At 45.6% G+C, this 18,298-nt stretch carries 16 protein-coding genes and 1 pseudogene; 12 read left to right on the forward strand and 5 right to left on the reverse strand.

The genetic code is table 11. The features are described from left to right. Positions 1–142: 142 nt before the first annotated feature. On the forward strand, positions 143–1,063 hold the full coding sequence (locus L5M49_RS01915; RefSeq protein ID WP_263255702.1) for a LysR family transcriptional regulator: 921 nt from the start codon (positions 143–145) through the stop codon (positions 1,061–1,063). On the opposite strand, the gene L5M49_RS01920 is transcribed toward L5M49_RS01915, so the two are convergent. From L5M49_RS01920 to L5M49_RS01930, 3 genes are all read right to left on the reverse strand, one after another. After that, complete coding sequence (locus L5M49_RS01920; protein ID WP_263255707.1) at positions 1,060–1,920, reverse strand: YjjW family glycine radical enzyme activase; 861 nt, start codon at positions 1,918–1,920, stop codon at positions 1,060–1,062. The genes L5M49_RS01915 and L5M49_RS01920 overlap by 4 nt on opposite strands. Positions 1,921–1,946: 26 nt before the next feature. Beyond that, positions 1,947–3,494 (reverse strand): YjjI family glycine radical enzyme, encoded by a 1,548-nt coding sequence (locus L5M49_RS01925; protein WP_263265337.1) that lies wholly within the window; start codon positions 3,492–3,494, stop codon positions 1,947–1,949. Positions 3,495–3,868: 374 nt separating this feature from the next. Continuing rightward, a complete protein-coding gene (locus tag L5M49_RS01930) occupies positions 3,869–5,059 on the reverse strand; it encodes an amino acid aminotransferase (protein WP_219234128.1) in 1,191 nt (396 codons plus the stop codon). Positions 5,060–5,494: 435 nt separating this feature from the next. On the opposite strand from L5M49_RS01930, the gene aroA reads away from it, so the two are divergent. The 10 genes and pseudogenes from aroA (at position 5,495) to L5M49_RS01980 (ending at position 15,694) form a co-directional block, all read left to right on the forward strand. Further along, positions 5,495–6,775, forward strand: a complete 1,281-nt coding sequence (gene aroA / locus L5M49_RS01935; RefSeq protein ID WP_105252551.1) for a 3-phosphoshikimate 1-carboxyvinyltransferase — start codon at positions 5,495–5,497, stop codon at positions 6,773–6,775. 186 nt (positions 6,776–6,961) lie between these two features. Next, complete coding sequence (gene cmk, locus L5M49_RS01940; protein WP_028759874.1) at positions 6,962–7,654, forward strand: (d)CMP kinase; 693 nt, start codon at positions 6,962–6,964, stop codon at positions 7,652–7,654. A 99-nt stretch (positions 7,655–7,753) separates the two neighbouring features. Further along, a pseudogene (gene rpsA / locus L5M49_RS01945) lies at positions 7,754–9,424 on the forward strand (30S ribosomal protein S1); the annotation flags it as partial. A 73-nt stretch (positions 9,425–9,497) separates the two neighbouring features. Continuing rightward, complete coding sequence (gene ihfB / locus L5M49_RS01950) at positions 9,498–9,785, forward strand: integration host factor subunit beta (RefSeq protein WP_006081718.1); 288 nt, start codon at positions 9,498–9,500, stop codon at positions 9,783–9,785. A gap of 122 nt (positions 9,786–9,907) precedes the next feature. Further along, positions 9,908–10,183 carry a LapA family protein gene (locus L5M49_RS01955; RefSeq protein ID WP_028759876.1) on the forward strand — a complete coding sequence of 92 codons (276 nt, stop codon included), beginning with the start codon at positions 9,908–9,910 and terminating at the stop codon, positions 10,181–10,183. 1 nt (position 10,184) lies between these two features. Then, positions 10,185–11,345, forward strand: a complete 1,161-nt coding sequence (gene lapB / locus L5M49_RS01960) for a lipopolysaccharide assembly protein LapB (protein WP_105252550.1) — start codon at positions 10,185–10,187, stop codon at positions 11,343–11,345. A 45-nt stretch (positions 11,346–11,390) separates the two neighbouring features. Beyond that, entirely contained in the window at positions 11,391–12,086 is a 696-nt protein-coding gene (pyrF, locus tag L5M49_RS01965) for an orotidine-5'-phosphate decarboxylase (RefSeq protein ID WP_105252549.1), read from the forward strand. A gap of 186 nt (positions 12,087–12,272) precedes the next feature. Further along, entirely contained in the window at positions 12,273–13,094 is an 822-nt protein-coding gene (locus L5M49_RS01970; RefSeq protein WP_263265338.1) for an SDR family oxidoreductase, read from the forward strand. 70 nt (positions 13,095–13,164) lie between these two features. Beyond that, a complete protein-coding gene (locus L5M49_RS01975) occupies positions 13,165–13,707 on the forward strand; it encodes a DUF2058 domain-containing protein (protein ID WP_006086757.1) in 543 nt (180 codons plus the stop codon). A 229-nt stretch (positions 13,708–13,936) separates the two neighbouring features. After that, on the forward strand, positions 13,937–15,694 hold the full coding sequence (locus L5M49_RS01980) for an acyl-CoA dehydrogenase family protein (RefSeq protein WP_263265339.1): 1,758 nt from the start codon (positions 13,937–13,939) through the stop codon (positions 15,692–15,694). A gap of 101 nt (positions 15,695–15,795) precedes the next feature. Here the strand turns inward: L5M49_RS01980 and dacB are convergent, their stop codons facing one another. Both dacB and L5M49_RS01990 read right to left on the reverse strand, forming a co-directional pair. Continuing rightward, on the reverse strand, positions 15,796–17,289 hold the full coding sequence (dacB, locus tag L5M49_RS01985; protein ID WP_263265340.1) for a D-alanyl-D-alanine carboxypeptidase/D-alanyl-D-alanine-endopeptidase: 1,494 nt from the start codon (positions 17,287–17,289) through the stop codon (positions 15,796–15,798). A 59-nt stretch (positions 17,290–17,348) separates the two neighbouring features. Beyond that, positions 17,349–17,525 (reverse strand): hypothetical protein, encoded by a 177-nt coding sequence (locus L5M49_RS01990; RefSeq protein WP_263265341.1) that lies wholly within the window; start codon positions 17,523–17,525, stop codon positions 17,349–17,351. Positions 17,526–17,954: 429 nt separating this feature from the next. Between L5M49_RS01990 and L5M49_RS01995 the strand changes: the two genes are divergently transcribed. Further along, positions 17,955–18,287 (forward strand): DUF1904 domain-containing protein, encoded by a 333-nt coding sequence (locus tag L5M49_RS01995; protein WP_028759882.1) that lies wholly within the window; start codon positions 17,955–17,957, stop codon positions 18,285–18,287. Positions 18,288–18,298 lie beyond the last annotated feature (11 nt).

The raw sequence follows: 18,298 nt of genomic DNA on the forward strand, positions 1-18,298 counted from the left end.
AAGAACACTCGCTGTGAGAAAGCCTGTGAGCTGACGCGCATTACTGAGTAAGATGCTGGGTTAGTTGTATGCTATTGTTTATCATGATTAAAAGAACGTATCTTTAAATGCGTGTACACGATAAATCAATAGGATGTCACCGATGGATTTGGCCAAGCTTTCGCGGATTAGTATGAAGCATTTGATCACTTTGCATGTGATGCTCGATACCTTGAGCGTAACCGCCAGCGCCGAACGTTTATGTTTAAGCCCCTCATCCGTCAGTAAAACCTTAAGCCAGCTCAGGGACAGTTTGAACGATGAACTGTTCTATCGTAATGGTAACTCACTGGTCGCAACCCCATTGGCAAGACGATTAGGCCCAAGCGTGCAGCAAATGATCAATGATATGAATCAGATCATGAGTCAGGATGCGTTTAACCCTGCTCATTTTGAGGGGCGTTTTTCGCTTGCGATGCGCGAAAGTACCTTTGAACTGCTGGCCGCTAAGCTCAGCGCCCATATTCTGAGCTTGGCTCCTAATATCCGCCTCGATATTTACAGCAAAGACAATATTGGTTTTGATGGATTGCTTAAAGGTACATTAGACTTTGTGCTGTTACCCCATGATCTGAGTCAACCTAATCCTCTTCAAGACGATCTGGTGTGGGAAACCTTGTTTAGCGATGAAATGATCTGCCTGATGAATTCATCCCATCCCTTGGCTAAACAGCCGCATATCGGCTTCGATGATTACCTTAGTTTTAGCCATATTGGCATTACAGACACAGATCTGAGCACGCCTTTTTTTGATATTTTGCTCGCCCAGCAATCTAAAAAACGTGCCGTCCCCATTTCGGTCCCAGACTTTGGCAGTGCGGCGTTAATGTGCCATCACAGTGAGTTGCTTTTTACCTGCTCGCGCCGCTGGGCATCCATCGCCAGCCAAGCTCAAGGCTTAACGATTAAATCTTTACCCATAGAATATGGCAAAGTGGCTTACAGCCTAGTTTGGCATAGTCAAAGCATGAAAGATCCCGCACTACGCTGGCTTTATGAGCAAATTTTGCTTTGCAGTCGTTAAAGGTATATGGAAGGTAACACGAGATTGGTTACGCCTCGCTTTGCAAGCGTTGCGGCTAAGCGTTCAATATCGGCTTGTTTACAGCTTGGCCAATTGAGTGCTTCATCGACAACACCATGATGGTGAAAGGCATTTAACTTAACTCGTGTATCTGGGCCTAGCAGAAGTAAATAGGTCGCTAGTGCGTCTATTTCGTCCTCGTAATCCGTGATGCTCGGAATGTGCAGCAATCTCACCTCATACAGTTTTTGCTGTTTAGCCAATAACTGGATTGATTTGAACACGGCATGGTTATCACGACCAGTAATGTACCTATGGGTATCTTGCTGCCACGCTTTGAGATCCACCATAGCGCCATCTAAAAAGGGCAGCAGTTTATGCCATCCCGTTAGACTTAAACTGCCATTGGTGTCGAGCATACAAGTCAGGTGTGATAACGACTCTGTCGCCTTAATCGCTTGAAACAAGGCAATAATAAACGGCAGTTGCAGACTCGCTTCGCCGCCGCTAACCGTAATACCATTAATAAAGTGACGCTGACTATGGAGAATCGTCAGTATCTCCTCAACGGTGTAACGAGTGATCTTAGGGCTCGCTTGTTTCGGGCATACGGCAAGACAAGTATCGCATTGGCTACAACGCTCATTATCCCAGTGAATGTGAAGCTTATTATTGAGATTTATCAATGTCAGCGCATTTTCAGGGCAGGTGGCGACACAATCGCCACAAGCATCACATAAGCCTATGGTATGTGGGTTATGGCAGTTTTTGCATTGATAGTTGCAGCCCTGCAGGAATAATACGAGCCTGCTGCCAGGCCCGTCGACGCATGAAAAGGGCAATAGCTGACTGACTATTGCCTGTTTATTTATGGCCGGTTCATTTAACAACACAGGGGGGAGTGCTCATGGGCGATAACGCGTGCTTGTCGTTGCAATATTCCCGTATTAACCGCAGCTTCTGCGGCTAAGCCTGTGGTATTGAGACGCGAGCCGCACTGTTTAAACGCTTCAATATCTGAGCGTTTTACCATATAGCCAGTCACGCGCATTAAATCGTTAGAGGCGACATTGGCGGTAAACTCCCTAAAACCTAACTCAAGCGCGGCTTTACACAGTTGGAACATAGCTTGAGGATTGGATTTCACGGTTTCATCTATGGTCAAAATATCGCTAATCCCCGCCGTATAATACTGATGATGTTGTGCTAGGGCTTGAATATGGGCGATGGGATTCGGTTCAGTGCCATAGGGGATGCGAACGCCAGGAGTCACATCATTGTCGATACTAATACCGCCCTGTGAATGCAGTAGTGCCCGCCCATGGTAACCATGTGTGACGGGTGTGGATTTCACTATGGCATCGAGCGCAGCAGAAATACGATAGCCCAGCTGATTTGCATCCGTTTCATGACCATATCTAGCGTGTTTAGCTGACTTAACTTTTCCACTGGCCGTTAATGCCTGCAGAATATTCACGGCTTCTGCCATGCCGTAAATACCAAACATGGGTGCAAAGCGCGATTCATCAATCAATTGCTCTTTAACTAAAAAGCTGTCAAAGAAGTGTGATTCTTGATGCAAAAATGCCGAGCGCGCGTCAATGAGCTCGAAGGTGAGTGAGCAGTAATTTGGCAATACAGTATCAAAAAAATCGTTTATAGAATTGGCCTTTAACGCAACTTCTTTAAGATTCAGTCGAACTAAGGTATTGGCGCCGCCCGCTAGCGGCAACGCGTTGTAGCAACTGACAATACCAAAACCGCGCTCATCAAACGCACTGGCATGCAGTGGGTAATTCGCGATATGCGGCTTACTGCACTGACAAATATTGGTGGTCGCAAGCAACAACAATTCATCCGGCGTGACGACGGGGTCGTACATAAAAGTCAAATTGGGTGCAACTTGTTTTAACTCGGCATCAATGCGCAGTAGGGTGCGGCAAACGATGTTATCTGTAGGGCCAATATTCACATGCATAAAGGCATCGGGCAGGGTTCTGTCGAGCATGATCCAGAACAGTTTTAATTTACGATAAAGGACTTCTGAATCCATTCCTTCAACGAAAGGCATCAAAATGTCATCCAGCTGACCTAAATACACGGGGATATTGGTCACCGATGGCACGTGATGATACAGAATCGTTAAGGCATTGATGGCTTCGTCAAAGTTTTTTGCCGCAGATAACTCTAAGTATTCAGAGCCTTGTTGAAGGTAGCGGGCATAATCTGGCAACACATAGCGTGGTTTAAAAGGCGCGTGGCCTTCAAACATGTCGCAGAGAGTACCGTCATTTATCGCCGCTTTTACCTCGGGCGATATCGACATATAGGGCAAACTGGCTTCCGCTTCTAATGCTAAATAGTTGGATTTTTGCTTGGGTGAAAGCTGAGGGCTAGTAACGATTTGCACTAATTTATCTTGTAATAACATGGCTGAACATCCACAAGTTCTATGATAACCACTAATCTACTCAGTGGCGTTGGCTTTAAAAAGTGAAAATAGCCGCAGTCCTGATTAATGAAATGGAAATCCGCCGACCGAGGTCACAATTTGTGGCTTATTGCGATAACGCCGCGATGCCAAAATCACTAGAATGTGGTTTTACGATTGAAAATAAATGCTTGAACAGTGAGACGTGACCTTGCTTGTCATATTCGGGGATATGCAACAGAGGATAATAAACTGTCAAAACTTATCGGGTGGGATGATTAAAAAATTTAACACTTGAGGCGGTAAGTGAACTCTGCTGTATTCCTTTATTGAGTGAATACAGCAGAGTGAGCGGTGCAGATAAACTCAGCGGCTTAAAGCACTTTAGCAATCGATTGGGCTAAGTAATCAACGTTATCTTCACTGATCCCAGCAATACTGATGCGGCTTGAACCTACCATATAGATGCTGAATTCTTTTTGTAGGCGCGCCACTTGCTCTGGAGCCACCCCAAGGAAAGAGAACATACCTTTTTGGCGGGCGATAAAGCTAAAGTCACGGTTTACGCCGTTGGCTTTAAGTTTATCCACTAAAATGGCGCGGTTGCCGTTGATGCGATCGCGCATCACTTTCAGCTCATCAAGCCATTCTTGGGTTAATTCTTTTGATCCTAAAATCGTCTCAACAATCGCTGCGCCATGGGCAGGTGGCATAGAGTAAAGGCAGCGAACCACATAAAGCAGTACCGATTGCGCGATATTGGCGGTATTGGCATCTTTGGCAATCACAGAGCAGGAACCAATACGCTCACGGTACAAACCGAAGTTTTTCGAGCATGAGCTGCACAGGATCATATTATCGACCGCTGCCGCCATATGACGCACGCCGTAGGCATCAATATCAACGCCATCACCAAAGCCTTGGTAGGCCATGTCAATCAGTGGCGTAAAGCCTTGCTCTTTTGTAAGGGCAACCACTTTATCCCATTGCTCTGTGGTTAAATCCATTCCGCTTGGGTTATGGCAACAGGCGTGGAATAACACCACATCATCAGTACTTACTTGCGATAATGCAGCAAGCATCTCATCAAATTTCAATGATTTTCTATCGTAGTCATAGTAAGGATAGGTTTTAACAGTAATGCCAGCCGCTTCGAATAAACCGATATGGTTTGCCCAAGTTGGATCGCTTACCCATAACACGGCATTCGGGTTGCAGCGTTTGATAAAGTCACCCGCCACGCGCAGCGCGCCTGTACCACCGGGTGTTGAAACTGTGCGGATACGGTTAGCGATAATGGCACTGTGGCCAACACCAAAGGCTAATTCCGTCATCAAGGTGTTGAATTGTGGTGAGCCTGTTGGGCCGATATACACTTTGGTGGTTTCGGTATCGAGACGGAATTTTTCCGCTTTTTTCACGCAGCTTAGAATAGGGGTAACGCCGGTAGGATCTTTATAAACGCCCACACCTAAATCCACTTTTTGTGGGTGAGAGTCTTCGCGGTACTGAGTTAACAAGCCAAGGATGGGGTCCGCTGGCATTGCGATGAGTGAGTTAAACATAGCTCCATCTACCTTTCTGGTTATAGTGCAAACGTGATTGTTCGTATCAGATATGCGTTATTTATCGTTTAAAGGGTAGAATAGCGCGGAAAGGTAAAGTAATTAAAGTGAAAACTGTGATTACACGCCAGTTATCTTGGCAAAAAAGCCTGCCAAAAATACGGTTAAATCATAAATTAACCGCTTAAATTTTGCGTTTTTGTTATTTTTACACTGATCTCAGCAAATAATCTGACCAAAATGCCATTTTTCTCGAAAAAACGGTTGAATCCTTAGCGACAATCGGTAATTTTATAATGACGAAGCACCAACAAGGCCCCAATCTCCTTTTATTTGTAATCTTAACTTGACGCGCTGTAGCGTGAAGTTGCCATTTTGCGTATTCAGTCCGCGTGATCGTGATGATGACGCCCTATAGAGAAAGAAGATTTATTCATGAAGCAATTACGTCTTGAACCTGTTGTGCAAGTCCACGGTGAAATCAATATTCCGGGCTCAAAAAGTATTTCAAATCGAGCCTTATTATTGGCCACCTTAGCCCAAGGTACGACCACGCTCACCAATCTGCTCGATTCAGATGATATCCGCCACATGCTGGCCTCCCTCAAGCAGTTAGGGGTTAACTACCGTTTATCGCAAAACAATACTGTGTGTGAACTCGATGGTTTAGGTGGTGTGATTTCCTCAGCATCCGCGCAGGAATTGTTTTTAGGCAATGCGGGTACCGCAATGCGCCCCTTATGCGCCGCCTTAACCTTAGGCCAAGGTGAATTTACCCTCACGGGCGAACCACGTATGGAAGAGCGTCCGATTGGCGATTTAGTCGATGCCTTAAGGCAACTCGGTGCCAATATTGTTTATCTTAAAAATGACGGTTTCCCGCCACTGACGATTAATGCCACTGGCCTTAATGGCGGTGATGTTGAAATTGCAGGCGATTTATCGAGCCAGTTTTTAACGGCTTTGTTGATGGTGGCGCCGCTTGCTAAGGGCAGCGTCAATATCCATGTCAAAGGTGAGTTAGTCTCTAAGCCTTATATCGATATTACTATCGCTTTGATGGCGCAGTTCGGCGTTAACGTCATTAACCATGACTACGCGCGTTTTGAGATTGTTGCAGGCCAGCGTTATATATCACCAGGTAAAGTACTGGTAGAAGGCGATGCGTCATCGGCATCATATTTCCTCGCGGCTGGGGCGATTAAGGGCGGCGAAGTCAAAGTCACGGGTGTGGGTCGTTTGAGTATCCAAGGCGATGTAAAATTTGCCGATGTGCTCGAAAAAATGGGCGCAGATATCGAGTGGGGCGATGACTATATTATTGCCCGCGGCTCCCAATTAACGGCCGTCGACTTAGATATGAACCATATTCCCGATGCGGCCATGACCATTGCAACGGCCGCATTATTTGCTAAAGGCACGACGGTTATTCGCAATATCTATAACTGGCGTATTAAAGAAACCGACCGGTTAGCGGCTATGGCAACTGAACTGCGAAAAGTGGGCGCCGAGGTTGAAGAGGGCAATGACTACATTAAAATCACCCCGCCAGCCGTGATTAACACCGCTGAAATTGATACCTACAATGATCACCGCATGGCCATGTGCTTTTCTATGCTGGCATTTGCCGATTGCGGTATCACCATCAATGATCCAGATTGTACTTCTAAAACATTCCCTGACTACTTTAAGCAGTTTGCGAGCCTGCAAGGCTAAGTCTGTTTGTTTCGTCATTGTTACAACCATCGATGTCAAGAATTGTAAGCCGTATTTGTGCGGCTTCTATTCTTCATAAAAAATCCACGGATTTTGTTTGTCTTTTGTTGTACAATGCGGCGCGCTCATTTTCGGGGGCTCACTTGATGAACTCACGGATGATGGTTATTTTTTGCGGAGGAATGTATGTCTGAACGGGCTCCTGTAGTCACAATCGACGGCCCAAGTGGTGCTGGCAAAGGTACAATTAGTCAATTATTGGCTCAGCATCTAGGTTGGCAACTACTTGATAGTGGTGCCATTTACCGAGTTCTTGCGCTTGCAGCAATTCATCATAACGTTGAACTGGAAAATGAAGAGTCTATCACGTTGTTAGCGGCACATCTGGATGTGAAGTTTCTAACAGGCAATGATAAAGATCCGGTTCAAGTGATATTGGAAGGTGAAGACGTCACCAACGACATTCGCACCCAAGAGTGCTCGAATGCCGCTTCAAAAGTCGCTGCCTTTCCACGGGTGAGAGAAGCCTTATTACGTCGCCAACGGGCCTTTAAAACGGCGCCAGGATTAATTGCCGATGGTCGTGACATGGGAACAGTGGTTTTCCCAAGTGCGCCGGCAAAATTATATTTAACCGCCTCAGCTGAAGAGCGTGCCCAAAGACGCTATAATCAGTTGCAGGACAAGGGCTTCGATGTTAATATCGAGCGCCTTTTAAGTGAAATTATCGAACGTGATGACCGCGATATGAATCGTCCGGTGGCTCCTTTAGTCCCCGCCGATGACGCGCTCATTATCGATACTAGCGGTAAGGGTATTGATGAAGTGCTAGCGCTTGCGCTTAACTTTATCAACCAAAAATTATCCGGCACTAACTAAGTTAGTCCACCGGATAGGTATTCGTATTAAGGATGATACGGATAATTTGACTGACTCCACGTCTAGGACGGACAGTGGTTTAATAAAGAAAGTAACCTAAACATGACTGAATCTTTTGCTGATCTATTTGAACAATCCCTTCAAACTCTGGAATTCCGTCCAGGCTCTATCGTTCGTGGTACTGTTGTATCAATCAAAAACGGTATGGTACTGGTTGACGCGGGTCTGAAGTCTGAAAGCCCAATCCCAGCTGAACAATTCAAAAATGCTCAAGGCGTTTTAGAAATTCAAGTTGGCGATGAAGTTGACGTAGCTCTTGACTCTGTTGAAGACGGCTTCGGTGAGACTCAACTGTCTCGCGAAAAAGCGAAACGTCATGAAGCTTGGATCGTTCTGGAAAAAGCTTATGAAGATGCTGAAACTGTAATCGGTATCATCAATGGTAAAGTTAAAGGCGGTTTCACTGTTGAATTAAACGGTATCCGTGCCTTCTTACCAGGTTCTCTAGTTGACGTGCGCCCAGTTCGCGACACCGCTCACTTAGAGTACAAAGAATTAGAATTCAAAGTTATCAAGCTAGACCAGAAGCGTAACAACGTTGTTGTTTCTCGTCGTGCAGTTATCGAATCAGAAAGCAGCGCTGAGCGTGATGCACTGTTAGAAAACCTGCAAGAAGGTCAAGCAGTTAAGGGTATCGTTAAGAACCTGACTGACTACGGTGCATTCGTAGATTTAGGTGGTGTTGACGGTCTGCTACATATCACAGATATGGCGTGGAAACGTGTTAAACATCCATCAGAAATCGTCAATGTTGGCGATGAAATCAACGTTAAAGTACTGAAGTACGATCGTGAGCGCACTCGTGTGTCTCTAGGTCTGAAACAACTTGGCGAAGATCCATGGTTAGAAATCAGCAAACGCTACCCAGAAAACACACGTTTAACTGGTCGCGTTACTAACCTAACTGACTACGGTTGCTTCGTAGAAATCGAAGAAGGCGTTGAAGGTCTGGTTCACGTTTCTGAAATGGATTGGACTAACAAGAACATTCACCCATCTAAAGTGGTTAACTTAGGTGATGAAGTTGAAGTTCTGGTTCTGGACATCGATGAAGAGCGTCGTCGTATTTCTCTAGGTCTGAAACAATGTAAGACCAATCCATGGGATGACTTCGCAACTCGTTACAACAAAGGCGACAAGGTTTCTGGTAAGATCAAGTCAATCACTGACTTCGGTATCTTTATCGGTCTTGACGGCGGTATCGATGGTCTAGTTCACCTGTCTGACATTTCTTGGAACGGTACTGGCGAAGACGCAGTTTCTGAATACAAGAAAGGCGATGAAATCCATGCAGTGGTTCTGTCTGTAGATCCAGAGCGTGAGCGCATCAGCTTAGGTGTTAAGCAAACTGAAGATGATCCATTCAACGCATACTTGGCTGACAAGAAGAAAGGTACTATCGTAAACGGTACTGTTTCTGCTGTTGATGCTAAAGGTGTGACTGTTGAACTGGCTGACACTGTTGAAGGTTACATCCGTGTAGCTGACATTTCACGTGAGCGTATCGAAGATGCATCTACTGTCTATAATGTAGGTGATGCAATCGAAGCTAAGTTCATGGGTGTTGACCGTAAGAACCGCTCTATCAGCCTGTCAATCAAAGCGAAAGACGAAGCTGAAGAGAAAGAAGTAATGGCGACTCTGAACAAACAAGATGACGCTGTTATTAGCAATGCAATGGCTGAAGCGTTTAAAGCAGCTCGTAAATAATCGCCTGTTGTTTGGGGAGACATCTCTCCCCATTAGGCGACTGTGTTTGGCTTGATAATAGGGGATAGCTAGGATGACGAAATCTGAACTTATCGAAAAACTCGCCACCAGGCAGTCGCAGCTGTCGGCGAAAGAGGTTGAAGGCGCAATCAAAGAAATGTTGGAGCAAATGGCAACAACATTAGAAAGCGGTGATCGTATTGAGATCCGTGGCTTTGGTAGTTTCTCGCTTCACTATCGTGCACCGCGGACTGGCCGTAATCCAAAGACTGGTTCATCAGTCGATTTGGAAGGTAAATACGTCCCGCACTTTAAGCCAGGCAAAGAACTGCGCGAGCGTGTTGACGCCGTTAATGTGTGATTGACCGCATAGTAAAAAGCCTCCGTTAGGAGGCTTTTTTGTATCTATTGCAAGGCAATGCTGGTCAGCTTAGTAAATTTCTTGGATAATCATTAAATTGAAACGCGTTTAGGGAGTGCAGCGTGAAATCATTTGTAGCAACTGTGCTTGTGGCACTGTTATTTATTCTGGCGTTGATTTTTGGCGCGCGTAACGAACAAGTGGTGACCATCAGCTATTTTGTCGCACAGGGTGAATATCGTTTACCTGTTGTCTTAGCGATTGTCTTTTTTGCTGGTTTTATTTTGAGTTGGTTATTTGCTAGCTACTATATTGTTCGCTTGAAATTAAGTTTAGCGGCAACTAAAAAGAAACTAAATCAAGTGATCGCTAAAATCCCTCAGGATGTAGACGCCTAATATGCTTGAGATCCTCTTTCTGTTGCTTCCCATTGCTGCCGCCTATGGTTGGTATATGGGGCGACGGAGCATAAGGCAGAATCAAAGTAATCAACGTAAACAATTGAGCCGGGATTATTTTACTGGCCTCAATTTCTTACTGTCGAACGAATCGGATAAAGCCGTCGATTTGTTTATCAGTATGCTAGATGTTGACGATGAAACCATAGATACCCATCTGTCACTCGGTTCGCTGTTCCGTAAGCGAGGCGAGGTCGACCGCTCTATTCGTATCCATCAAAATTTAATCGCGCGGCCTACATTAACCAATGAGCAGCGTGACATCGCTATGATGGAGCTGGGTAAAGATTATCTAGCAGCAGGTTTTTACGACAGAGCTGAAGAAATCTTTATTAACTTGGTCAGCCAAGACGATCACAGTGAAGAATCTGAAACACAGCTGATTGCTATCTATCAAGTGATTAAAGAGTGGCAAAAAGCCATTGATATCACTAAGCGTTTGAGTCGTAAACGTCAGCAAGTTTTAAAGCCGTTAACGGCGCATTTCTATTGCCAGTTAGCCGATGAAGCCAGTGATGATGCGCAGAAAATTAAACTGCTACAGCAAGCGCTGAAGCAAGATCCCCAATGCGGTCGTGCATTATTGACCCTAGCGAAAAAATTCCTCGATATTCAAGATTATGCCCAGTGTAAGCAAATGCTGCTGCAACTGAAAAAAGCCGATATCGAGCTTTTTGCCGATGCGATTCCAACGGCCAAACAAGTTTATCGCGACACGCAAGATAAAGAAGGTTTTCAAGAATTACTCGCGGGCGCCATGGCCGATGGCGCTGGAGCTTCTGTGGTGGTCGCCTTAGCGCAGCACATGATAAGTCTTGATGAGATTAAAGCGGCAGAGACCATAGTGCTCGATGCGTTATATCGCCATCCGACCATGAAAGGTTTTCAGCACTTGATGCAGATGCATTTGCGCCAAGCCGAAGAAGGGCAAGCTAAGCAAAGTTTAACTATGCTAGAGCAGCTCGTTGAACAACAAATTAAATTCCGTCCGAGTTACCGTTGTAAGGAGTGTGGTTTTCCTTCCCATGCGCTTTACTGGCATTGTCCTTCCTGTAAAAACTGGGGCAGCATTAAACGGATCCGAGGCCTAGACGGCGAATAATCTATTAGAAGAATACACAGTTTGTGTAACCCCGTTGGAGAGATGATGACGACTAAACCTATCCTCGTAGCGCTTGATTACGATAATAAAAACCATGCTTTACAACTGATAGAAAAACTCGATCCCAACATGTGCCGCCTTAAAGTTGGCAAAGAAATGTTTACCTTGTTTGGCCCGCAACTGGTGAAAGATATCCATGATCGTGGTTTTGATTTATTCCTTGATTTGAAATTTCACGATATTCCCAATACTGTCGCCAAAGCCGTGGCCGCTGCTGCTGAGCTGGGCGTATGGATGACGAACGTACATGCCAGCGGTGGCTTCGCCATGATGGAAGCGGCCAAAAAGGCCTTGCTGCCATACGGCGACAAAGCGCCTATGCTGATCGCGGTCACGGTATTAACCTCGATGAGTGATGACGATCTTAAATTACTCGGCATCAATGTGCCTGCGTTTGAGCATGTGCAACGTTTGGCGAAGCTCACGCAGCAAGCGGGACTCGATGGCGTGGTGTGTTCCGCCCAAGAAGCGACAGCCTTGAAATCACTGTTAGGTCAGGATTTCAAGCTCGTGACGCCTGGGATCCGCCCAGTTGGCAGTGATGCTGGCGATCAACATCGCGTGATGACGCCACCTCAAGCGATAGCAGCGGGTTCTGATTACCTAGTGATTGGCCGCCCAATCACCAAAGCCGCCGATCCGTTAGCGGCATTGCAAGCGATTCACCAATCATTGGCATAGACGCCACACTAGCCGTCTAAAGCGCGGTTTGAAAGCCGTTTGACCGTCGTTTAAATAAAAAAGGCTTGGAATCGCTTGTTGGTATCCTTGATATGATGGATAAAAATTGAAATAGTATCTTGAATGACAGCATAGAATAATGAATCACACCCTGAGTGCATATCTCACTGTTCACGGAGAACGCCCATGTTTAATGCTACGATGTTTAACTATCAAGGTAAGAATGTTGTCGTTGTTGGTGGTACCAGTGGGATAAATCTCGCGATTGCCATTGCGTTCGCACAGGCTGGCGCAAATGTGGCCGTTGCGAGCCGCAGTCAAGATAAAATCGATACCGCGGTATTGCAGTTGCAACAGGCCAATCCTGACGGTATTCATTTGGGTGTGAGTTTTGATGTGCGCGATCTTAGCGCCCTTGAAGTCGGTTTTGATAAAATCGCTTCTGAGTTTGGTTTTATCGATGTGCTGGTAAGCGGCGCGGCGGGGAATTTCCCTGCCAGCGCCGCAAAGCTTTCGGCCAATGGTTTTAAGTCGGTGATGGACATTGATTTGCTCGGCAGTTTTCAAGTGCTAAAGCAGGCTTATCCTTTGCTGCGTCGCCCCAATGGCAATATTATCCAGATTTCGGCGCCGCAGGCTTCGATCGCTATGCCAATGCAAGTTCATGTGTGTGCGGCTAAAGCGGGTGTGGATATGCTGACGCGAACTTTAGCGTTAGAGTGGGGCTGTGAGGGGCTGAGAATTAATTCGATTATGCCAGGCCCCATAGCTAACACTGAAGGCTTTAATCGCCTTGCACCCAGCGCCGCATTACAGCAAAAGGTTGCCCAATCCGTTCCGCTAAAACGCAACGGCGCAGGTCAGGATATCGCCAATGCCGCGCTATTCTTAGGCTCTGAATTAGCTTCCTATATTACGGGAGTTGTGCTGCCGGTTGATGGCGGTTGGTCACTTGGCGGCGCCAGTATAGCGATGACAGAGCTTGGCGAACTGGTCGCAAAAATGTAGTTTGGTTTTAGATTATTGATATTCAAAATCGAGAACTTTGATTTTATAGAAATTAAGCAGGTAATGATCCATGGCTAATGCATTACAAGAGCAGCTACTCAAAGCAGGGCTTGCCAGTAAACAAAAGGTTCGCGACGTTAAGACTCAAAAACGCCGTGACAAAAAATCACGAGTTGATGATGGCTCAAGTGCTTTTAAGCAAGAAGTGGCCGAGCAAAAACGGTTGCAGGCGCAAAAAGATAAAGTGCTAAATGAGCAACGTTTTGCTGAGGCATCTGAGCGTGGACAGGTGCGCGGTTTAATCACAGAGTTCACTAAGTCTGCGATTAAGATCCCAGCTTATGCTGAAGTGAAATTTAACTATACTCTTGATAATAAAATTTATTCTTTATACATAGATGAAAAACTGCAGGCAGAATTGCTTAAAGGGCAGTTAGGCATAGTGCGTTACGAAGATAAGAGTTACTTAGTACCACATAAGTTAGCCGAGCGAGTGAAACTGCTGGTGCCGCAGTGGTGTGGTTATCTGTGGCAACAGGATGAATCTAAAGCTGTGGTCGTTGAAGATGATCCCTATGCAGATTACGCAATTCCTGATGATTTAATGTGGTAATTGCCACAAGCCTGTGACCTAACGCTAAGACAATCCTGTTGTAAAGCTTATAAAATAGAGACCCTTAAGTTCAAGCTTAAGGGTTTTTTTATGGGTTAAATTTATATTTAGCTCGCACACTCGCATACTTTTATATTATTCACAGCTGTATTTGTAATGAGATTGTTTTCTACAGTGAACTGGTATAAATTAAAACAACTGTTTTAATCCTACGTTTAAGAGTCTACCAATGAATCCTTACCAAGCCCCGTTGACGGATATGCGTTTCCTACTGGAACAGGTATTTGATGCCCCAAACACTTGGGCACAATTGCCTGAGATTGCTGAAATGGTCGATATCGACACGGCCAATGCTATTTTGGAAGAAGCAGCCAAGATCAGCTGTGAGTTGATCCATCCGCTGAACCGGACGGGCGATGAGCAGGGCGTGTTGCATCAAGACAATCAAGTGATTACCCCTGATGGCTATAAAGCCGTTTATGAGCAGTATTCCCAGGGCGGTTGGATTGGTTTGTGTGGCGATCCTGAATTTGGTGGCATGGGGATGCCGAAGATGCTGGGGATCTTAGTCGACGAAATGGCTTACAGTGCTTGTAATGCGTTTACGCTTTATGGCTCGTTAACCGCGGGGGCGGCTTTATGTATCAATGCCCACGGCAGCGAAGAATTGAAACAAGCTTATTTGCCTAAGTTATATTCCGGCGAATGGGCGGGTGCTATGGATATGACGGAGCCGCAAGCGGGTTCTGATCTGCGTAATATTCGCACTCGAGCTTTACTGCAGGATGATGGCAGTTATGCCATCACGGGCAGCAAGATTTTTATCACGGGTGGCGATCATGATTTAACTGAAAACGTTATCCATTTAGTGCTTGCTAAGCTGCCGGATAGTAAAGGGATTTCACTCTTCCTGGTACCTAAGATATCGGTGAATGCCGATGGCAGCTTAGCCAATGCCAATGGTGTATCAGTGGGGTCTATCGAGCATAAGATGGGCCTTAAAGGTTCTGCGACCTGTGTGATGAACTTTGATAATGCCCAAGGTTTCTTGATTGGCGAGCCTAATCGCGGCCTAGTGTGCATGTTCACTATGATGAACTATGAGCGTTTAGCGATTGGTATTCAAGGACTTGGCAGTGCGCAGGCGGCGTACCAGATGGCGGCCGATTACGCTAAAGAGCGTAATCAAGGCATCGCCGCTGGCGGCTCACCGACGGGCAGTGATTCTGATCCCATAATTGTCCACGGCGATGTGCGCCGTATGCTGTTGACCATTCGTGCGATGACAGAAGCGGGCCGTGCTTTGTCTGTGTTTACAGGACAACAGCTGGATTTAGCAAAATATGCCCAAGATGAGGTTAAGGCCAAAGCGGCGCGTTATGTGGGTTTATTAACGCCAGTGGCGAAAGCATTTTTAACCGATCGGGGTCTAGATGCGACTATCATGGCGCAACAAGTCTTTGGTGGACATGGTTATATTCGTGAAACAGGTATTGAGCAATTAGTTCGTGATACCCGTATCGCTCAGATTTATGAAGGCACCAATGGCATTCAAGCCATCGATTTCCTCGGTCGTAAAGTCACTGGCGATAACTTAGCCGCATTAAATGAATTTGTGGCTGACTTGAAGGCACAAATGCGCGCATTTACTCACGTTGATGCGGTGAAAGTGTCGGCAGTATGCGCACGTTTAGATGCCTTGGTCATCGTTGCCGAGTCAGTTAATGATCACAAAGTGGCTCAGCCTGCACTTATTAATGCGTGTGCGGTCGACTTTTTAGATGCCTTTGGTTACACCCTGTATGGTTTCTACTGGTTGGCTATGGTCGATAAGGTCGCGGATCATGAAGATAAAGCTTTCGCCGAGCAGAAAGTCTATTTGGCTAAGTTCTATTTTGATAAGTTATTGCCAAAAGCGGATTACCATATCGCTCAAGTCAGAGCTGGTGATGCGACGACTATGGCGATGCCTGCGGAGTTGTTTTAACAAGGCTTCGGTATATTCGTTTAGATAAAAACTTAAAAAGCACTGATGACTCAGTGCTTTTTTGTGCAAGTTTTTTACTCTGTAGTGATTAATTAATGACTCTAGTGAGCCGCAGTATTCACAGTCGCAGTGGTTGATGACGGTTGCAGTACTGAAATCAATTGTTTAAGAAACTCGGCATTGAATGAGGGGTTATGCTGATTTTTCAATTCAGAACTCATGCCATTCTCAAGGATTACAAACAGGGTATCGTTATGCTGGGGCAAACGGATAAAGCCCGCTAAGTTAGACACGCCTTGCATCGAGCCTGTTTTAGCGAAAATTTGCTGTTTAAGCGGCGGTTTGTTGTAGCCCATACGATATCTTAAGGTGCCGCTGATCCCCGCCTGTGGCAGACTCGTGATTAACGGACTAAAGCGGCTATCTTGGTGGATTAGCGCCAACACCGCGGCTAACTGCTTGGCATTGAGCAAGTTATAGCGTGACAATCCTGAACCATCCACAATATTGGCGTTACTCAAATCTATGCCTAAATTCGTTAAAATTCGCTGCATGGCAGCGGCACCATTGGTAAAGCTGCCTTGGGTTTTAAAGTAACTTTTACCAAGTTGCTTAAAAAGACTATCGGCAATCAAATTATCTGACTTGAGCAGCATAGTCTCGAGCAGCTCAGGTAAGGGCGCCGAGCTATGGCTGGCAATTAGTTTTGCCTTTTGGGGTAAGCTAGTGCCGAGTTGTACTTTACCCGCAAGAGACATCTCGCCTTTAAGTAGAGAGGTGAGGTTATCTTGGGCAAATTTGAACGGATCGCTGACCGCAATCGCCAGTGGTATCGCCTCACCGCCAGGGTAACAGCCGCGTAAATGGTAGTTATTTTGACCTAATCTGACCATATCAAGTTGGCAAAATTCGCGGCTCGCCTTTTGGTCAAACACCGCATCGCTGCTGATTTTGACTCCATAACTCCCCGCGCGCAGACTTACCTGTGAAGGTTTGCTGGTAGAGCTGGGGCTAAACTGACCATAGACACAGTTTTGATTGATAATATAGCTAGATACAGGCGCAGCAAAACAAATACCTAAGTCATCCCATACCCAACCGGGAGCTTGCAATTGTTCCTGCTTATCGCCGAGCAAATACAGATGCCCGTCAATGCGATTAATGCCTTGTTTTACGAGATTGGCAAAAATGGCCTTGAGATCGGCTTGAGTCAGCGTGGGATCGCCACTAAAACGCAGATAAGCACTGCCTGCGATATGGCCTTTGCGTATTGGTGCATCTGTCCATAATTGTGTGACATAACGAAAATCAGATCCAAGCTGAGCCATAGCACTGACTGCCGTGAGCAGCTTTTGGGTACTGGCTGGAATAAACAAGGTCTCAGCTTGTTGGCTATAGATCACTTGATTGTTCGACATATCCATTGCCAGTAAGGCGATTTGTGAATGTCGAGGGCTGATCTTGCTGATTGCTTGGCTAAGCGAAGTGGTTTGGGCACTTATCGGCCTAGAATCATGTTGCTCTGCATAGGCCATATTATGACTTGCGGCTAGGAGCAGGCCGGCATATAGAGTGGTTTTCAGTAACGTTTCCATGTTAGCTATTGACCATTTTTATCAAAACATCATTAAGATTAGGTTGGTATTGTGTGCGGTTAATCCTCACTGCTGCCGTCATCCTTTTCCATCAAGCGATATAAACGTAGGGTAACAAACAATACCAGCCCAATAAACAACGGCAGGATGAGTAACCCTAACTGGGTTTTAAAATGGAAAATACCCCAAGCAAACAGCAATGTCAGTGTTAACGTCAGCAGAATTTTTTTGTTCATAGTTTTAATCTTGTATCGTGTGGTCTAATCGCAAATAGGCGGTTTAGTTTACGCTAAATCACTGGATTCGGGGGGAATGAAATGGGTTTGAAGATTATTTTGTGATTTGGCAGACATTTTGGGTGCAGTTCAGTGAAATTTGGACTGATTTGTAGCGTTAAGAATCACCCTATTTAGGGGCAAAACATTGTGTGGATGGGCAAATAATGCCGAAAATACCCGCTGTAAAATGCGATTTCAAGCAAGGGTAAATGAAGAAGATTTTTAGGCAAATCGGTGCACTGAAGTGGAATAAAATCGCGTGAGGTCAAATTACCAGCAAAACCGTTAGGTTTAACAAGACTTTTGGGAGAAAAGTCTTGCCGAGACGAGGTGAAGTCGGTAATTTCTACCCCTTACGATTTTAGGTTCTTAGGTAACAACTAAACCATGCCACATATTAGTATGCGCGGCTTACCACAAGCGGTCGTTGCAGCGTTCAGCCAAACATTACTGCAGTCATTGGCGGATATATGTAAAGGTAATGCAGAGAGTTTCACATTAGATTGGATCCCAAGCATCAGTTTTCGAAATGGAAAAATTGATCAACGCTTTGTCCAAGTTGAGTTACTCTGGTTCCCTAAGGACCCTGATATACATCTTAAAGTAGAACAAACGATCAGGTTGGCAGTGACAGAGGCCTATCCAGAGTTAACACATATTGCTGTGATGTTTTTATCACTGAACCCCAGTGCTTCCTATCGGGGTGGTCAGCATGTTTAAAGGAGGATGCC

The organism is Shewanella sp. SM74, from assembly GCF_025653725.1.
GTDB classification, from domain to species: Bacteria; Pseudomonadota; Gammaproteobacteria; order Enterobacterales; family Shewanellaceae; genus Shewanella; species Shewanella oncorhynchi.